Source organism: Kibdelosporangium persicum, from assembly GCF_013280595.1.
Taxonomy (GTDB): domain Bacteria; phylum Actinomycetota; class Actinomycetes; order Mycobacteriales; family Pseudonocardiaceae; genus Kibdelosporangium; species Kibdelosporangium persicum.
Window position 1 is genome coordinate 1 of record NZ_JAAATY010000023.1, and the last position, 17,111, is coordinate 17,111.

Annotated in this window: 15 protein-coding genes and 1 pseudogene; 9 read left to right on the top strand and 7 right to left on the bottom strand. The window is 68.8% G+C overall.

Translation table 11 applies throughout. From position 1 onward, the window contains the following. Positions 1 to 220: 220 nt before the first annotated feature. Positions 221 to 625 carry a LapA family protein gene (locus GC106_RS32175; RefSeq protein WP_246367350.1) on the top strand — a complete coding sequence of 135 codons (405 nt, stop codon included), beginning with the start codon at positions 221 to 223 and terminating at the stop codon, positions 623 to 625. 19 nt (positions 626 to 644) lie between these two features. On the opposite strand, the pseudogene GC106_RS32180 reads toward GC106_RS32175, so the two are convergent. Next, positions 645 to 2,336 (bottom strand): annotated as a pseudogene (locus GC106_RS32180) (glycoside hydrolase family 2 protein); the annotation flags it as partial. 182 nt (positions 2,337 to 2,518) lie between these two features. On the opposite strand from GC106_RS32180, the gene GC106_RS32185 reads away from it, so the two are divergent. From GC106_RS32185 to GC106_RS32195, 3 genes are all read left to right on the top strand, one after another. Further along, entirely contained in the window at positions 2,519 to 3,178 is a 660-nt protein-coding gene (locus GC106_RS32185; protein ID WP_173138417.1) for a CPBP family intramembrane glutamic endopeptidase, read from the top strand. Between the two features lie 67 nt (positions 3,179 to 3,245). Next, positions 3,246 to 4,118, top strand: coding sequence for an alpha/beta fold hydrolase (locus GC106_RS32190; protein ID WP_217281257.1), 873 nt, complete (start codon positions 3,246 to 3,248; stop codon positions 4,116 to 4,118). A 44-nt stretch (positions 4,119 to 4,162) separates the two neighbouring features. Continuing rightward, positions 4,163 to 5,245, top strand: coding sequence for an aldo/keto reductase (locus GC106_RS32195; RefSeq protein WP_173138419.1), 1,083 nt, complete (start codon positions 4,163 to 4,165; stop codon positions 5,243 to 5,245). Here GC106_RS32195 and GC106_RS32200 read toward each other — a convergent pair. Both GC106_RS32200 and GC106_RS32205 read right to left on the bottom strand, forming a co-directional pair. Further along, complete coding sequence (locus GC106_RS32200; protein WP_173138421.1) at positions 5,238 to 6,239, bottom strand: LCP family protein; 1,002 nt, start codon at positions 6,237 to 6,239, stop codon at positions 5,238 to 5,240. The two genes, GC106_RS32195 and GC106_RS32200, sit on opposite strands and share 8 nt — an antisense overlap. Then, entirely contained in the window at positions 6,236 to 6,736 is a 501-nt protein-coding gene (locus GC106_RS32205; RefSeq protein ID WP_173138423.1) for a SigE family RNA polymerase sigma factor, read from the bottom strand. The genes GC106_RS32200 and GC106_RS32205 overlap by 4 nt, the downstream gene beginning before the upstream one ends. 108 nt (positions 6,737 to 6,844) lie before the next feature. On the opposite strand from GC106_RS32205, the gene GC106_RS32210 reads away from it, so the two are divergent. Continuing rightward, complete coding sequence (locus GC106_RS32210; RefSeq protein ID WP_173138425.1) at positions 6,845 to 7,465, top strand: AAA family ATPase; 621 nt, start codon at positions 6,845 to 6,847, stop codon at positions 7,463 to 7,465. A 247-nt stretch (positions 7,466 to 7,712) separates the two neighbouring features. Here GC106_RS32210 and GC106_RS32215 read toward each other — a convergent pair whose 3' ends face one another. Next, entirely contained in the window at positions 7,713 to 8,468 is a 756-nt protein-coding gene (locus GC106_RS32215; RefSeq protein ID WP_173138427.1) for an AfsR/SARP family transcriptional regulator, read from the bottom strand. A gap of 145 nt (positions 8,469 to 8,613) precedes the next feature. On the opposite strand from GC106_RS32215, the gene GC106_RS49505 reads away from it, so the two are divergent. Further along, entirely contained in the window at positions 8,614 to 10,482 is a 1,869-nt protein-coding gene (locus GC106_RS49505) for an N-6 DNA methylase (RefSeq protein ID WP_312873037.1), read from the top strand. 4 nt (positions 10,483 to 10,486) lie between these two features. Next, entirely contained in the window at positions 10,487 to 11,971 is a 1,485-nt protein-coding gene (locus GC106_RS32225; RefSeq protein ID WP_173138431.1) for a serine/threonine-protein kinase, read from the top strand. Positions 11,972 to 12,003: 32 nt separating this feature from the next. Here the strand turns inward: GC106_RS32225 and pdxR are convergent, their stop codons facing one another. Then, positions 12,004 to 13,374, bottom strand: coding sequence for a MocR-like pyridoxine biosynthesis transcription factor PdxR (pdxR, locus tag GC106_RS32230; protein ID WP_173138434.1), 1,371 nt, complete (start codon positions 13,372 to 13,374; stop codon positions 12,004 to 12,006). Between pdxR and GC106_RS32235 the strand changes: the two genes are divergently transcribed. Together GC106_RS32235 and GC106_RS48220 are read left to right on the top strand one after the other, a co-directional pair. Beyond that, complete coding sequence (locus GC106_RS32235; protein WP_173138436.1) at positions 13,373 to 13,864, top strand: hypothetical protein; 492 nt, start codon at positions 13,373 to 13,375, stop codon at positions 13,862 to 13,864. The two genes, pdxR and GC106_RS32235, sit on opposite strands and share 2 nt — an antisense overlap. Before the next feature lie 14 nt (positions 13,865 to 13,878). Beyond that, the gene (locus GC106_RS48220; RefSeq protein WP_173138438.1) at positions 13,879 to 14,544 is read left to right on the top strand and encodes a hypothetical protein; all 666 of its coding nucleotides are present in this window, start codon (positions 13,879 to 13,881) and stop codon (positions 14,542 to 14,544) included. Here GC106_RS48220 and GC106_RS32245 read toward each other — a convergent pair whose 3' ends face one another. Beyond that, the gene (locus GC106_RS32245) at positions 14,545 to 16,566 is read right to left on the bottom strand and encodes an ABC transporter ATP-binding protein (protein ID WP_173138440.1); all 2,022 of its coding nucleotides are present in this window, start codon (positions 16,564 to 16,566) and stop codon (positions 14,545 to 14,547) included. After that, positions 16,563 to 17,105, bottom strand: coding sequence for a TetR/AcrR family transcriptional regulator (locus GC106_RS32250; protein WP_173138682.1), 543 nt, complete (start codon positions 17,103 to 17,105; stop codon positions 16,563 to 16,565). The genes GC106_RS32245 and GC106_RS32250 overlap by 4 nt, the downstream gene beginning before the upstream one ends. Positions 17,106 to 17,111: the final 6 nt, after the last annotated feature.

Consider the following 17,111-nt stretch of genomic DNA (forward strand, 5'->3'; position numbering starts at 1 on the left):
TCGTGTTTCGAATGTCCCGGTCGATGAGAGTCGGGATCGGGGCGGTTCCTGGCGTCGCCGCGGGATCGCCGCGAATACTGGTTGTCTTTGGGCGGTCCCGCGGTGGCGTCAGGGGCCGCATCCGGCCCGGCTATCGCGATCGGGCATTTGAAACACGGCCTAACCCGAACGAGTGAACCGCGACCTGCGATCACTCCGGTCAAGCGGGATGATTCCGGGCATGACGAACCCCGAAACCCCGCCGACCGACGAGTTCCCGGTGCAGCAACCCCACCCGACCGGCACGGACAGCCCCGTGCGGGTGACCAAGGCGACCAGGACCAGCGGGACGTGGATCGCGGTCATCGTCGCCACGGTCCTGCTCGTCTTCCTGTTGATCTTCATCCTGGAGAACCTGACCACGGTCACGGTCAGTTTCCTCGGCATGTCCGGCGGGCTGCCGCTCGGCGTGGCGCTGCTGTTCGCCGCGATCTCCGGCGCGTTGCTCGTCGCCCTGATCGGGGGCGCGCGGATCATGCAGCTCAGGCACCGCGTCCGGCGGGCGGCCAGGGTTTCCGCGACGCGGCCCGCCGAGCGGCCGACCGGCCCTGCCGGGCCCGCTGGATCTGCCGGGCCCGTGACGTAACGGCTGGTCAGCCGCGGTCGCGGACGATCTCGTCGTTGATCGCGCGCACCTCCGCGAAGTCCATCTTGGCCACCTGGCGGTCGTAGGTGAAGAAGCCGTTCAGCTCGTGCTCCACGTCGGTGATCTGGGTGTAGATCGCGCCGCTGAGCCCGTTGCTCCTGGCCACTTCCAGCACGTCCCGCTGGTTCTCGACGTAGCGCTTGGTCAGCGTGGGGATGTCCGGGGCCATCTCGTACGCGTCGCCCTTGCCGAACCACATGTGGCCGTCGACTTCGAGGCCGATGCCGCCGTGCTCGCCGTCGATCGCGATCCGGGTGTCGTCGGGCACGGGCTTGGCGGGGCCGACGTAGTCGTGCAGGTCGATCACGTCACCGCGGCCGGAGTCGCCGAACGAGTCGGTCAGGTTGTAGCCGCTGTGCGCGTTGACAAGGCGCGTCGGGTCGAGGGCCTTGACGTCGTCGGCGATCCGGCCGGTGTCCTCCAGCGACCATTCGCCCCAGCCCTCGTTGAACGGAATCCAGCCGACGACACACGTCCAGTTCTTCTTCTGCGCCACCATTTCGTGCAGTTCGGCCTCGAACTGGCGCTGAGCGTCGGCGGGTGGTCGGCCCAGTCTGGTCGACGGCATGTCCTGCCAGACGAGCAGGCCCAGCCGGTCGGCGTGGTGGTACCAGCGGTCCGGCTCGGTCTTGATGTGCTTGCGGACGGTGTTGAAGCCCAGCACCTTGTGCTGCTCCAGGTCGAACCGCAGCGCCTCGTCGGTCGGCGCGGTGTAGATGCCGTCCGGCCAGTAGCCCTGGTCGAGCGTGGACAGCAGGAACAGGAACTCGCCGTTCAGGGTGAACCGCAGCCTGCCGTCCTCGTCCGGCTTCATGCCGAACTCCCGCATCCCGAAGTACGACGTGACGCGGTCACCCTCGTCGAGGATCACTTCGAGGTCGTACAGGAAAGGCGAGGTTGGCGACCAGAGCTTCGGCGCCGGCACCGGGACGTCCACAGTGCCCTGGCCGGACTGGCGGCTGACGATCGTGTCGCCGTCCCGCACGATGGCCTCGAAGGACCCGGCGCTGTGGACGGTGAGGCGCAGCGACTCGTCGCGCACGGAGGGAACCATGTCCAGCGCCGCGATGTGCGTTTCGGGCACCGGCTCGATCCACACGGTCTGCCAGATGCCGGACGCGCCTTCGTAGAAGATGCCGCGGTCGGGAACCAGACGCTGCTTGCCGATCGGCTGCCACGTGGCGTCGGCACGGTCTTCGACCCCGACGATGATCTCCTGTGGCCCGTCGGCGTTCAGCGCGTCGGTGACGTCGAACGAGAAGGACCCGTAACCGCCCTGGTGCCCGCCGACCTCCCGGCCGTTGACGTACACGGTCGCGCGGTAGTCGACGGCCCCGAAGTGCAGCAGGACGTGCTCGTCCCAGCCGGGCGGCACGTCGAACATGCGGCGATACCACATGAAGTCCTCATGCCGGGCGATCCCGGACAAAGCGGACTCGATGGGGTAGGGGACAAGCACACGCTCGGGTAACGTCCGGCCGAACGGAGGCTGGTCGCCGGGTGTCGCGGGGCTGAACTCCCAGACACCGTTGAGGGAGAGCCAGTCCGGCCGGACCAGTTGTGGTCTGGGGTACTCGGGCAGGGCGTTGGCGGGGGAGACCGAGTCGGTCCAGGGAGTGGGCAGCTTGGGTTCGGCCATTGTCCAGTCCATCACGCCCGAAGTTACCAGTGATCACCCCGCCCCCCACCCCACCGGCCCCCCTCGTGAGTGTTTATCGGTGTTCTAACCCTGATAAACACTCACGAGGGGGACCGGGGGTGGAGTGGGGCTGAGAAGATCGTCAGGCTGGCGTTCGTAGGTTTGACGATGTGGCTGTGCGGACGGTGCCGAAGATGACGGTAGGTGCGGAGATCACCACCGGCCGGCGGGCTTACCTGCTCGCCGAGTTCGTCGTGCTGTTCTTCGGCACGATCGCGGCCTTCGCCGCGTTCGCCCAAGGGGTGAGCCCGATCCCTTTCCTCGTCGTGCTCGGCGTCGTCTCGGTGCTGTACCTGGTGCGGCAGAAGTCGTTCGACCGTAAGGACTTCCTGCGGCCTGAGGCGGTACGCGGCCAGTTGCGCCCGATGCTGGCGCTGTGGGTGCTCGCCGCCGTTGTCGCGGTCGCCGCGGTCGCGATCCTGCTGCCGGACGACCTGTTCGGGCTGCCCGCGAGTAATCCGTGGCTGTGGCTGGCGATCGCCATCGGTTATCCGTTGCTGAGCGTGTACCCGCAGGAACTGATCTACCGGGCGTTCATGTTCCACCGCTATTCGGCCGTGTTCGGCACGGGTGCGGGCATGGTGGTGGCGAGCGCGGCCGCGTTCGGGTTCGCGCACATCATCTTCGGCAACTGGTTCGCCGTGGTCGCGACCACTGTGGGCGGTCTGCTGTTCGCCTCGCGGTACGCCCGCAGCCGGTCGCTGCTCGCGGTGTCCATCGAGCACGGGCTCTACGGCGTGCTCATCTTCACCGTCGGCCTCGGGCAGTTCGTGTACCACGGAGCAGGTTCCTGACGCACCCCACAGCTTGTTGATCAACTAGCCACGGTTCGCTCGCGCGCTGTCTGGGTACATGCGTCGCATGGGGATATTCGCCGGATTCGACCTCGACCGGATCGAAGGCGCTGGGGTGAAGCTGAGGGTCCGTCACGGCGGTTCCGGCTCGCCTGTGGTGCTGCTGCACGGTCATCCGCGCACACACACGACGTGGTACCAAGTGGCGCCCGAGCTGGCTCGTGACCATTACGTCGTCTGCCCTGACCTGCGGGGATACGGCCAGTCGGACAAGCCGGCGAGCACTGAGGACCACGTGCCCTACGCCAAGCGCGCGATGGCCGCGGACATCGTCGCGGTCATGCGGGAACTCGGGCACTCGCAGTTCGCCGTCGTCGGGCACGACCGTGGCGCGGGCGTGGCGTACCGAACCGCGCTCGACCACCCGGACGTCGTGACCAAGCTGGTCGTGATCGACGCCGTTCCCACGGTCGAAGCGCTCGAACGGTGTGACGCCACCTTCGCGCGCGAGTGGTGGCACTGGTTCTTCTTCGGCCAGACCGCCAAGCCGGCCGAGCGGGTGATCACCGCGGACCCGGAGACCTGGTACAACGCGTGGACGGTGAACTCGCCGGACCGGCTCGGGCCGGAGAACCACGCCGACTTCCTCGCCGCGATCCGCGATCCCGCCACGGTCCACGCGATGGTCGAGGACTACCGCGCCAACCTCGGTGTCGACCGCGTCCACGACGAGGTGGACCGTGCCTCGGGCAGGCAGATCACCTGTCCGACGATGATGCTGTGGTCGCTGCGTGACGACATGGAACAGCTCTACGGCGATCCGCTGGAGATCTGGAAGCCGTGGTGCCCGCACATCGTCGGGCACGGCATCGACTCCGGCCACCACGTCGCCGAGGAGGCCCCCGCGGAACTCGCTCAGGCCCTGGGCGACTTCCTCTGAAGTCTGGACTTGCTGGTCCATTTTTGGCTCGGCACCCTGGGCTCATGGCACTTGACCAGTACTACCTGCTCGGCAAGTCGGGTCTGCGGGTCAGCAGGCTCGCGCTGGGCACGATGAACTTCGGCACGGCCGGATTCCACGCGGCCTACGGCAAGACGCGGGACGAAGCCCGGCCGATCCTGCGCGCCTACCTCGACGCGGGCGGCAACTTCGTCGACACGGCCGACTTCTACACCGCGGGCCAGAGCGAGATCATCATCGGCGATCTGCTGGCGGAAGCCGGTGTACGGGACCGCGTCGTGCTGACGACCAAGTTCACGAACACCCTCGACCCCAGTGATCCCAACGCGGGCGGCAACGGCCGCAAGCACATGATCAAGGCAGTCGAGGATTCACTGCGGCGGCTGCGCACCGACTACATCGACCTGTTCCTGCTGCACATCTGGGACCGGATGACCCCGGCTGAGGAAGTCGTCCGCACCTTCGACGATCTCGTGCGAGCGGGCAAGATCCGGTACGCGGGCCTGTCGGATGTGCCCAGTTGGTACGCCGCGCGTGCGCAGACGTACGCCGAGGCGCACAACCTGACGCCGATGATCGGGTTGCAGCTGCCGTATTCCTTGGTGGCACGCGAGATCGAGCTCGAATACGTCTCACTGGCACGGAACCTGGGCATGGGCATCACCGGCTTCGGGCCGGTCGCGGGCGGCCTGCTGTCCGGCAAGTACCGGCCGTCGGAGAACGGGCTGAGCGGCGACGGACGCCTGATCGACAGTCCTGGCTACCGGCCGGTCGGCGAGCGCGAGTGGCAGATCATCGCCGCTGTCGAGAAGGTCGCCGACGGACTCGGCCGCAGCATGGCGCAGGTCGCGATCAACTGGGTGGCCACCCGGCCCGGCGTCGCGGCGGCACTGATCGGGGCGAGCGGCGCCACCCAGGTGACGAGCAACATCGGCGCGCTGGACTTCGAGATCCCGGCAGACGCCCGCGCACTGCTGGACGAAGCCAGTGCGCCGGCGGTGCCGGGACCGTACGCGCTGTTCCAGCCGGCTGCTCAGGCACAGTTCGTCGGGCGGAACGTCGGCGACAAGCCCACCGGGTACTCGCCGCCGCTGTGGGTCAGTTGACGCAGCCGTCGCCGCCCGCGCCGTTCGCGGGCTCGCCGGGCGTGCCGGGCTTGCCGGCGAAGAGGTCGGCGGTGAACTGCCGTGCCGCGGCCGGATCCACGATGACAAAACCAGTGGTCCCGCCCGTCGGTTCCGACCACGGCACGGTCGCGATCGCCACGCTGGGCCGCTTGGCCAGCCGGCGGGCGATGTCGATCAGGTCGAGACCGGGATCGGTGCGGACGTGCTGACGCAGCAACGGGGCGAGCGTCGCGAGCCGCGTCGCGTCCTCAGTGGACACCTTGCCGATCAAGGCACGCAGGAAGGCCTGGTGACGCGCGATCCTGTCGAGGTCACCCATGGGCAAGTGGTGCCGTTGCCGCAGGAACGCCAACGCCTGCTCACCGGACACGACCTGCTTGCCCGCCTTGAAGTCCGCCTTCGCGTACGGGTCCTTCGTCGGCGCTTTGAGGCAGACCTCGACGCCGCCGACAGCCGAGCTGAGCGCCGCGAACCCGGCCATGTCCACCATCGCGTAGTGCTGGGCCCGGACGCCGGTGAGCTTCTCGACCTCCGTCACGGTCGCCTGCGCACCGGCGTCACCGCCGCCGTTGGTGCTGAACACGGCGTTGAGGCGAAGGTCCGAGCTGACCCGGCTGTCCCGCGGCAACGACACTGCCCGGAACGAACCGTCCACACCGAACCGGGCGAGCACGAGCGAATCCGGGCGTTCGTCGCTGGCGTCCATCCCCATCAGCAGAATCGTTTGGTCGGCCGCGGGCGAGGGAGCGACCTCCTGTGCGGCGGGCGGTGCCTGCTCCCGTGCGGCGGTCAGGGGGACGACCACGGCCACGATGCCTGCGGCCACCGCGAGTCCCGCCACCGCGACGACCATGGTCCTGGTGCGCCGGGGCTTGCGGCCGCGCCGCAGGGTGGCCAGCACGACGCCGGGATCGACCGCCTGCTCGGCCTCCGTGGCGATCGCCTGGCGGATCAGCAGTTCGTCGTTGGTCATCGCTGCACCTCCATGACCCGGTTGTCCGCGCGCAGTGCCTTGAGCGCGAGCGAGATGTGACTGCGCACGGTGCCTTCCGTGCAGTTCAGAACCGTGGCGATCTCCGCGTCGGTGCAGTCCTCGTAGTACCGCATCACGAGCGCTGCCCGCTGTTTTCGCGGCAGCATGGCGATTCTGCCGCGCATCGCGTCCCGTTCGGCGTGGTGCACAGCCGGATCCGCGACCGGCGGGGTGAGCCGGTCGAGTGTCCTGGTCGAGGACGAGATGTCCCTGGCGGCCTTGCGGTGGCGCCAGGACAGGTACTCGTTCGTCACCATCCGCTTGACGTAGAGGTATGGCGCGTCCATCGCCGCGATCCGTGCCCACCTGCGCTGCGCCCGCAGCAGCACCTCCTGCACGATGTCCTGGGCCAGGTACCGGTCACAGGTCATCGCGGTGGCGTAGCGCAACAGCCGATCGAGACGATCAGTGACGAACTGGTCGAAGCCGTCCGGCACCGCCGCTCCCTTCTGCTCGAGTGTCGAGTGCGGCAGGGAAACCCCGGAACACCCGCCCGGTGTTGAACGCCGCCGCTGTGACGTGTGTCACTGTGAGAAGGTTGGCGGATGTTGATCTGGATCAACGGCCCCTTCGGCGGTGGCAAAACGCAGACAGCGTACGAAATACGGCGCAGGCTGCCGGGCAGTGTGGTCTGTGACCCCGAAGAGGTCGGTTTCGGGCTGCACCGGATGACCCCGCGCGCGTTACGTTCGGACTTCCAGGACATGCCCGCCTGGCGGCAGGGTGTGCTCGAAGTGCTCGACCTGGTGCTGACCAGGCACGACGGCCCGGTGATCGCGCCGATGACCCTGATCAACGCCGGCTATTTCGGCGAGATCGTCGGCCGGCTGCGCGACAGCGGCCACGACGTGCGCCACTTCGCCCTGCTGGCGCACCGGGAAACCGTGCTGCGCCGGCTTTCCGGCCGCGGCTTGGGTTTGCTCGTGGGCAGGCAACGGGCCCTGCGCCTGGAGAGTTTTGCCGTGTCGAAGCTCGACGCCTGCCTGGAACGACTCAGCACGCCGGAGTTCGCCGAGCAGATCTGGACCGACTCGCTGACCGTCCCGCAGGTCGCCGACCACATCGCGACCTCGGTAGGAGCGCGGCTCGCCCCGGACACCGACAGCCCGCTGCGGGGCCGGTTGCGCCGCACGTGGACACAGGTCCGCCACGTCCGGTTCGGCTGACTGGCGTGTTCATGCCACAGGCCGTCATCTTCGGCGTCCACGTGGCACCGTTACCGCCGTCACCGGCCAGTGGACGGCCCGACACTGCGACGGCCGTCCGCGGCACCTGGACGGTGACGCCGAAGCCCTCGTGGGCGGTATCGGCGCCAGGCCGGAAACCCCCAGCAACCGGCGCCGCCGCCCATGGGGGCGACTACGGCATCCGTGGGCCGTACGGGTTCGGCGAGAGGTCCATGCCGGTGCCGTCTCACTGTCCGTTGAGAACCATCTCGTGCACCTCCCGCAGGTGCCTGCCGGGTTCGATGCCGAGCTGGTCGACCAGTGTGTGCCGGGTCCGCTGGTAGACCCGCAACGCCTCGGCCCGGCGGCCGGTCGCGGCCAATGCCCGCATCAACTGCGCGGCGAACCGTTCGCGTAACGGGTACTGCCGCACCAACGTGTCGAGCTCGCCGAGCAGCTGCCCGGCTTTGCCGCACGCCAGCTCGGCGTCGACGCAGTCCTCGACCACGCAGATGCGCTCGGTCTCCAGCCGTGCCGCTTCCAGTTCCAGGTGCGGCTGGTCGATCGCGCACGCGTCCGTGCCGCGCCACTGGTCGAGCGCCCGCCGCAAGTGGTGTGCGGCAATCTCGTACTCCCCGACGCGCGCGGCCCGTCTGCCGGCGTCGGCTTCGGCGTGGAAGGTCAGCAGGTCCAGATCGGTGACGTCCACCCTGATCCGGTAGCCGCCGTCGCTCTGCTCGATCGGGATGCCGCGGCCCCGCAGCCGGTGGATGTACGTGTGCAGGTTCGACATGTGCGACTTGGGCGGGTTGTCGCCCCACAGGACCGCCACGAGCCGTCGTGCCGGCACCCAGCGGTTGGCGTGGAACAACAACTCGGTGAGCAACGCCGGCAGCCGGTTGCCACGCAGCGCTACCCGTGATCCGTCGTCCGCCGACACGGTCAGTGGACCCAGCACGCCGAACCTCGGCTCGTCCCGGACCGCCATCCCGATGGTGATCATGCCCCACCCCTGTCACTGCTCGGTCGTTGGTTGCGGTGTTGCGACGAAATCGGACCATGAGCGTGTGAACTCTGTCAACACGCATATCGATGATGCGGTATGTTTCCCTCGATCAATGCGGGTGCACGGGGAAGGGGCGAGCCGGGTGTCGAACGAGGCTGCCGTCACGGCGGCGGACATCGCCAGGCTGTTCGGGCTCAGCCGGGCCACGGTGAGCAACTGGCGCCGCCGCTACGAGGACTTCCCCGAGCCCGTCGGCGGCACGCCCAACAGTCCGCTCTTCCTGCTCGCCGAAGTCGAGCAGTGGCTCCGGGACCAGGGCAAACTCATGCCGTCCTCGCCATGGGAGCGGCTGTGGCAGCTGCTGGAGGCCCACCGCGGCGACCAGGAGGCCGCGGACGTCCTCGCCGCGATCGGATCGTTCCTGCTGCGTCGCTCGGACGGCCGCCCGGTCGCACCCGCCGTGCTGAACCAGGTCGCGACGCTCGCGAACGAACACGGCGCCCTCGCCGTGGAAGAGGCGCTCTGGGAACGGTTCGTCCAGGCCAACGCGCGGTGGATGGCGGTGACCACGCCGGACATGGCTCGGCTGGTGGCTGAGCTGACCGGGCTGTCCTCGGGCACGGTCCTCGACCCGGCCTGCGGCGCCGGAACCCTGCTGGCCGCGGTCGCCGGGCGCACCGGCGGACCGGTGCGCTGCGTCGGCCAGGAGCTCGACCCCGGCCTGGCGTCGCTCGCGCAGGTCCGGCTGGAACTGCGCAACGTCCCCGCGGAAGTCCACGCGGCGGACTCATTGCTGCACGACGCGTACCGCGGGCGGCTCGTGGACGCGGTCGTCTGCGACCCGCCCGTCGGGGAACGCCAATGGGGACACGAAGAACTCCTGCACGACGAGCGCTGGGAGTACGGCATCCCGCCGCGGATGGAATCCGAACTGGCCTGGGTGCAGCACGCCTTGGCGCACGTGAAGCCAGGCGGCCTCGTCACGATGGTGATGCCGCCGTCGGTGGCGTCTCGCCGATCCGGCCGTCGCATCCGCGCCGAGTTGCTGCGGCGCGGCGCGCTGCGAGCCGTGCTCGCCCTGCCGGGCCCCGTTCACCTGTGGATGTTGCGTAAGCCGGGCCAGCCCGCGGATCCGCATGTGCTCGTGCTTGAGACCACGACCACGGACTGGGACCAGGCGGCGGCCCGCGCGGTCGCGGCGTGGCGTGCGTTCGACGCACCGGACGGCACGGCCGAGGACGAGCCGGGCGTGTCCCGGATGATCCCGGTGCTGGACCTGCTGGGCGAGGAAGTGGACCTCACCCCGGCCCGTAACCTGCCGATCTCCGCCGCGCCGGACACCGCGGAGAAACTCCTCGCCGGGCACCGCGAGCTGGCCGCCAGGCTCAGCGCGCTGCCGCCGTTGCTGCCGGCCCTCGACTGGACCGGGCAGGCCGGGCGGCACCGGGTCATGACGACGATCGCCGAGCTGATCAAGACCGGCGCGTTGACGTTGTTCACCTCCGACGCGCCCGCGACGCCTGCCGGCGACGCGCTCCCGTTGCTCGACTTGGCCGACGTGCTCGCGGACCGGCCTGCGTCCCGCCGGATCTCCCGTGACCTCGCCGCGTCGACCGTGCGCGTGCAACCTGGTGACGTCGTCATGCCCACGGCCGGGCACAAGCTCGTCGCGCGCGTCGCGAACGACACGGGCGCGGTGCTCGGACGCGGGCTGTGCCTGTTGCGTCCCAACCCTGACGTGCTCGATTCGTGGTACCTGGCGGGGTTCCTCAACGGCTCGGCCAACTCCCGGCAAGCGGGCACGCACGTGTCCACCGCGGCCCGCCTGGACGTACGGCGATGTGAGATCCCGAGAATGCCACTGGCCGAACAGCGCGGGTATGCGGCAGTCTTCTCCGCGCTGGGGACGTTCGGCACGGCGGTCGGCCGCGCCGGGGCCTTGGCCGAACGGGTCATCCAGGCCACAGTGGACGGCTTGGTGGACGGGCTGGTGGCACCCGAGAGGAACTAGTCAGGTGCAGCGCGTTGTGGGTGATCGCTACGAGCTCGTCCGGCCGCTCGGCCGCGGCGGGATGGGTGAGGTGTGGCTCGGCCGCGACCACCGGCTGGACCGTGACGTCGCGGTGAAGCTGCTGCGCCCGAGCTCCTTGCCGGCGGGCGCCGACGTGGACGCGTTGATCAGCCGGTTCGACCGGGAGGCACGGCTGACCGCGAGACTGGAGAACCCGGGAGTGCCCGCGGTCTACGACACCGGCACCGACGAGGACGACCTCTACCTGGTCATGCAGGTGATCGGCGGCGCGGACCTGGCGGAGTTCCAGGCGGAGAACGAACCCGTACCGGTCGGCTGGGTGGCGGCGGCGGGCGCGCAGATCGCCGCGGTCCTCGCGGCGGCCCACGCGGCCGGGCTCGTGCACCGGGACCTCAAGCCCCGCAACGTGATGATCACCGAAACCGGCGAGGTGAAGGTCCTCGACTTCGGCATCGCGGTGCTGCGTGACGTCGACATGACCCGGATCACCCGCACGGCGGAAACCGTCGGCACGCCCGCCTACATGGCGCCGGAGCAGGCCATGCACGGGCAGACTAGCCCCAGCAGCGACCTGTACTCCCTGGGTTGTGTGCTCTACGAACTGGTGACCGGGCGCGCGGTGTTCGAAGCCGGCACGGCGCTGGCGATGATGCACCGGCACTTCAACGACACCCCGGAGCCGGTGCTGTCCCTGCGGCCGGACGCCGGCCCGGTGCTGGCCGAGGTGATCACCCGGCTGCTCGCCAAACGAGCCGACCTGAGACCGGCCTCGGCCACCGAGGTCTACGAAATCCTGCTGCCGCTCGTGCCGCCGCCCACCGGTCCGCTCATCCCGATGGATCCGACCCGGCCGTTCCGCGACAAGCTCTCGGCGCCGCGCCCGCCGGCCGGCTCGGCCGCCACCGTGTCGGTCCTCGACACGCCGACCATGCCGGTCGGGTTGCCCGCGCCGGCCCCGGAGACGACGGTCGCGCCGGTCCCGAGGGCGGAGCCTGCCGACAGCGGGCCCCGGCGGATCGGCGAAGCGTTCCTGTTGATGTTCGGAATCCTGGGAATCCTGACCTATGTCGACGACCTGGCCACCGGCGTACCGGTGCCTGACGCGGGGTTCACGTTCACCGTCGTGTCGACTCCGGTGCTGATCGGGCTGTGGATGCGCAAGCGCCGGATGCGGCTGCGCCACGTGTGGTCGCTGGGGCCGTTCGGCAGCCGCGTCGGCCCGCCGAGGGCGACCGGGCTGGGGGAGCGGATTCTCGAACGGGTGCTGCTGGCCGTCGGCGGGCTGGGCAGCGCCGTCTACATCGGCCAGTTGATCGCCGGAACGGTCAACGGGAACCCTTTGCTGTACATTGATTCCCCGATCAGGGGCCTCACCATCTGCCTGGCGTTGCTCGTACCCGGGCTGCTGATGCGGCAACGCCGGCTCGGGCGGCCCTACCCGTGGTCCCGTTCCAGCGTCCGCTCGTGAGCGTTTATCCGGGTTAGAACACGGATAAACACTCACGAGGGGGAGGGGGCGACTTCCTGCAGGACGGCGAGGAGAGCGGCCAGGGCTCCGCCGAAGGAAGTCCGGGACGGTGCCCCGTAACCCACGATGAGGCCGTGCCGCATCTCGTTCACGCACATGGGCCGCACAGTCGCCAAGGCCACGGAGTTCCGACGGGCCACAGTGCCCACCTCCGCCTCGGCCTCGGCGGACAACGGGACCATCAAATGCAACCCGGCCGAAATCCCCTGTGGAACGAGATGGTGCGGTAGCGCGGCAGCCAGCCGGTCACGCCGGGACCGGTACTCGATCCGGCACCGCCGGACGTGCCGATCGTAAGCCCCGGTACTGATCATGTCGGCGAGAACCAGTTGATCCACCGAGGACGGCTGAGCCCCGCTGATCTCCAACGCGGCCACGACAGGATCGACCAGCGACCGGGGAAGCACCAGCCACCCCAACCGCAACGAGGGAGCCAAGGTCTTGCTGGCCGTGCCGGCGTAGATCACCCGCTCCGGAGCCAACGCCTGCAACGCCCCGACCTGCTGCCGGTCGTAGCGGAACTCGCCGTCGTAGTCGTCCTCCACGATCACCGCGCCTGTCTGGGTCAGCGCGTTGCGGCGGTCAGGCGACAAGGTCACGCCGATCGGGGACTGGTGCGCCGGAGTGACGACCACAGCGGGACTGGCCAGTTCGGACACCCGCATCCCGTTCCCGTCCACCGGGACACCGGCGATCCGCTGCCCGGTCGACGCCGCCAGATCCCGGAACCGGTGGAACGAGGGGTCCTCGAAAGCCATCTCGTTGATCCCGATGCTTTGCAGCGCATGGCCGAGCACGATCATCGCGTGGGAGAACCCGGCGCAGATCACGATCCTGGCCGGATCGGCCAGCACGCCACGACTGCGGCCCAGGTACGCCGACAAAGTCGCGCGCAGCACCGAAGACCCTTGCGGCTCGCCGTAGCCGAACGTCGCGTTGTGCGTGTGCTGCAGAACCCGTTTGGTCGACGCCAACCAGCTGTCCCTGGGGAACAACGCGGAATCCGGCTTCCCCGGCCGCAGATCCCACCGCATCACCTGCTCCCGGGACGGGACCGGGCGCGGCTGCGTCAACGGTCGCGCGCCCGCCGTGGCGACCCGGGTCGGCGCTCCCTGGCTGGTCCGCAGGTAACCCTCGGCCGCGAGGTCGGAGTAGACACGCGTGACCGTTCCCCTCGCCACGCCCAGGTCGTGGGCCAGTGCACGTGTTGAGGGCACGACTGATCCGGGAGCCCAACGGCCTTCCCGGATCGCCTTGCGGACGGCCTTCGCCAACCCCTTGCGGCCGCTTCCGGGCGTCCAGTCCAGGTGTACGTCGAGCGAACTGGACCACTGCTCTGCCATGGAAAAGCACTCTACCCGTGGGCAAGTCGCGGTCAGGTGGCAACTGGGAACGGCCCCGTACGAATACCGCAGGTATGACGCTTCAGGGAGTCTGACGGTCCGGCTGCCGAAAGGCAGGTACTTCCTGGAAGCCCAGCTGGTCCAGGACGGCCACCCGATGGCGGTCATCGCCGAGCCGGGACTGGATCTGGCCAAGGACGTCTCGCTGCGGCTGTCCGGCCACGACGCCAGGCCGGTCGGCGTGACCGTCGACCGGTCCGGGCTGCGCACGGCGGAGACCTTTGTCGAGCTGAGCCGGAAGATGGCCTGGGGAACACTGGACAGCGCCGTGCGTACCGATTTCGCCGACGTGGTGGTGAGGCCGTCCACGACCACAGCTCCCGCTGAGTTCCGGTACTCCGTGGGTGGTCGCTTCTCCGGAGAGTCGTTGCTGTACAACGTCCGTGGGACGTCGACGGCAAGGTGCCCGCGAATCCCGTTGTCCGTGTGAAGGACCGTGACCTGGTGAAGGTCAAGTCAGTGCACGGCGCGACCAAACCGGGCACGGTGGGCGACCGTGAGGGCCTGTTCGAGAGACCACTTCCGTACACTTTGGACGAGATGTACTCGCCTGGAGTCGGGTGGCACGGTTCGTTCGCGGAGCGGGACGCCGACGGGATGCCCGTGCAGACCACCTTCACGAGTGCGCCGAGGAGTTTCACCCGGACCGGCGCGGCCGGCGGACTTTTCGAGGTGCCCGCCGGTAAGGCCGCCTACCGGCTGCACATCGAGTCCACACGCGACTGTGCGCTGAGCAGCAAGGTCGTCGCGGACTTCACCTTCACGTCGGACACGGTGCCGGGCGAGCTGTACGAGCCCCTGCCGCTGATGACGGTCAGGTTCACACCCCAGTTGGACGAGTTCAGCCGGGCGTCACGCGTGATCCCGGCGATCGTGCCGGTGTCGGTCGGGCACAACACCAAGGCGGCCGCGCGGCCGGCCCGTGTCGAGGTGTCCCACGACAAGGGCGCGACCTGGCGGCCGGTGCCCCTGGTGTCGTTCGCCGGCAAGTGGTACACCGTGATCGGTCATCCGCGGGACGCGGCTTCGGTCTCGCTGCGGGCGTCCGCGCGCGACTCCGCGGGCAACTCGGTGTCGCAGACGATCATCGAGGCGTTCCGGCTGACGTGATCACGCGTCGAGGTACGCGGAAGCCTGCAACGTGAACAGCTCCGCGTACCCGCCGTCCAGGTCCATCAGGTCGGCGTGGGTGCCCTGCTCGACCAGTTTCCCGTGCTCCAGCAGGATGATCCGGTCGGCCTGCCGGACGGTGGAGAACCGGTGCGAGATGTACAGGGTCGTGCGGCCCTCGGCGAGCTGACGCAGCCGGACGAACAGGTCGTGCTCGGCCTGGGCGTCCAGTGCCGACGTCGGCTCGTCGAGCACCAGGATCGGCGCTTCGCGCAGGAAGGCCCTGGCGAGCGCGATCTTCTGCCATTCCCCGCCGGACAGGCTGACTCCTTCGTCGAACCACCGGCCCAGCGGGCTGTCGTAGCCGCGCGGCAGGCGTTCGATGCGGTTGGCGATGCCAGCGCGGTCGGCGGCCCGGGCGATGCTCGGCCGGTCGGTCAGGTGTTCCAGGTCGCCAAGCCCGATGTTCTCCGACGCGGTGGCCTGGTAGCTGACGTGGTCCTGGAACACCGCGCTGATCCGGCGTTGCAGCTCGTCCGGGTCCAGGGTGCGGATGTCCACGCCGTCCAACAGGATTCGGCCGTCTGTCGGGTCGTACAGCCGGCAGAGCAATTTGATCAATGTGGACTTGCCCGCGCCGTTCTTGCCGACGACGGCGACGGTCTCGCCCGGCTGGATGTCGAAGCTGACGTCCTTCAGCGCCGGTTCCTCCGCGCCCGGGTAGGCGAAGGAGACGTGGTCGAACGTGATGTGCCCGCGTAACGGTTCCGGTACCGCCGCGGGATTCTCCGGCCGGTCGATCTCCGGTTTGGTGCCGAGGAAGCGGTACAGCGTGTCCAGGTAGAGGTTGTTCTCGTACATCCCGGAGAAACCGTTGAACAGGCCGCCGATCGAACTCTGCACCGAGGTCGCGGCCGCGGTGTACAAGGCGAGGTCACCGAGCGTCAGCTCGCCGGAGACGGCCCTGAGCGCGATGTAGAGGTAGATCGCCGAGCCGGCGACGGTGCTGATCAGGCCCCACAACGTGCCGGCCACGTTCTTCCTGCGGATCATCCCGCGCTGCCGGTCGTAGTAGACCTTGCCCAGCCGTTCGAACCGGTCGACGAGGTACGGGCCGAGGCCGAAGAGCTTGACCTCCTTGGCATAGCTGTCGGTGGTGACCAATGAGGACAGATAGTCCATCCGCCGCCGGATGGGGGAGACCATGTAGTTGAGGATGAACGTCTGCGCGCCGTACTTCGACTGCGAGATGAACAGCGGCACCGGCGCGAGCAACGCCACGATGGCCAGCAACGGGCTCACCGCGATCAGCAGGGCGATCATGCTGGTGAACGTGATCGCCATCCGGCCGAGCCCGAGCGCGGAGCTCATCATGGACATCGGGCGCATCGGTGCCTCGCGGTCGGCCTGGCGCAGCAGGTCGTAGGACGCGGAGTCCTCGAAGAAGGCCAGATGCATCTTGCTGGCGTGGTCCATCACCTGGTGGCGGATGGTCAGCGTCATCCGTTCCTGCAACAACTGCTGGCTCACCGTGGTGAGCATCGTCGTGATGGACTGCAGGATGAACACGACGAGCTGGAACGCCGCGATACCAACGATCTTGCCGGTCGAGGTGGTGGTGAAGCCGCCGAGCAGCGGAATGTGCAGCACGGCTGCGTCCGGCCGGCCGGACGCGTGGATCTGGATCGCCTCGACGACGGCGTCCATCAGGATCTTGGCGACATAGGCGGTCGCGGTCGGGACCAGTCCACTCACGACGGTGACGACGACGAGCGTGACCGTCAGCGGTCTGCTGGTTTGCCAGGACAACCGGAACACGCGCGGAAGCGCCCGCGCGGTACCGGCGACGGAGGCACGTAACCGCTGATATCTGGACTTCCAGTCGTTCGGCTGGTCCCCGGGCGCCGGGTCCGGGATCTCCACCGGCCCGGTGAGACCGCTGTCGGCGACGGTCGACGGCTGCCGCCTGCCCCGGCGGCGGCGCAGCATCATCGACTCGAAACCACCGCCACCCGGCATCATCGGACGGCCCCGTGCAGCAGAACGTCGATCATGTCGGGGATCGAGGGCTTCTCGTCGCCCATCCGGCCCCGCATCATCAGCAGACCGGTGAACATCGCGGCCAGGTGTGCCGCCGGAACCCGCAACGAGTCCTTCTCCGGCTCGAACAACTCGGCCACAGCTTCCCGGAGCAAGTCGTTGCCAGGACGCCTCTTGTGCGACCCCCGCTCAAGCTTGTACGCGGTACCGCGCAACGACCCGAACAACGCGCCCATCCGCTCCATGTGCGCGGCCAACGCCGAGGCCGCCTCATTGAGCCGGTCAGCCAACGGCGCATCCAACGGAATCGCCTCAATGGCGGCGACGGCGTTGTCAGGCCGCAACGCCTCGGCCACACAGGCCCTGAGCAACTCGTCCTTGTCGGCGAACGCCCGGAAGACGGTCGCTTCCCCGATTCCGGCGGCCCGCGCGATCTGGCTCGTCGTCACCGCGGCCCCATGCTCGACCAGCAGGGGCAGCACCGCCTGCACGATCATCGCCCGGCGCTTCTCCGGGCTCATTCCCGG

Excerpts from the sequence above, each read along its gene's own strand:
- GC106_RS32250 (WP_173138682.1), bottom strand. The coding sequence starts at position 17,105 with ATGAGCCCGGAGAAGCGCCGGGCGATGATCGTGCAGGCGGTGCTGCCC.
- GC106_RS32200 (WP_173138421.1), bottom strand. The coding sequence starts at position 6,239 with ATGACCAACGACGAACTGCTGATCCGCCAGGCGATCGCCACGGAGGCC.
- GC106_RS32195 (WP_173138419.1), top strand. The coding sequence starts at position 4,163 with ATGGCACTTGACCAGTACTACCTGCTCGGCAAGTCGGGTCTGCGGGTC.
- GC106_RS32185 (WP_173138417.1), top strand. The coding sequence starts at position 2,519 with ATGACGGTAGGTGCGGAGATCACCACCGGCCGGCGGGCTTACCTGCTC.
- GC106_RS32175 (WP_246367350.1), top strand. The coding sequence starts at position 221 with ATGACGAACCCCGAAACCCCGCCGACCGACGAGTTCCCGGTGCAGCAA.
- pdxR (WP_173138434.1), bottom strand. The coding sequence starts at position 13,374 with ATGGCAGAGCAGTGGTCCAGTTCGCTCGACGTACACCTGGACTGGACG.
- GC106_RS32210 (WP_173138425.1), top strand. The coding sequence starts at position 6,845 with ATGTTGATCTGGATCAACGGCCCCTTCGGCGGTGGCAAAACGCAGACA.
- GC106_RS32235 (WP_173138436.1), top strand. The coding sequence starts at position 13,373 with ATGGAAAAGCACTCTACCCGTGGGCAAGTCGCGGTCAGGTGGCAACTG.
- GC106_RS32215 (WP_173138427.1), bottom strand. The coding sequence starts at position 8,468 with ATGATCACCATCGGGATGGCGGTCCGGGACGAGCCGAGGTTCGGCGTG.
- GC106_RS32190 (WP_217281257.1), top strand. The coding sequence starts at position 3,246 with ATGGGGATATTCGCCGGATTCGACCTCGACCGGATCGAAGGCGCTGGG.
- GC106_RS32245 (WP_173138440.1), bottom strand. The coding sequence starts at position 16,566 with ATGATGCCGGGTGGCGGTGGTTTCGAGTCGATGATGCTGCGCCGCCGC.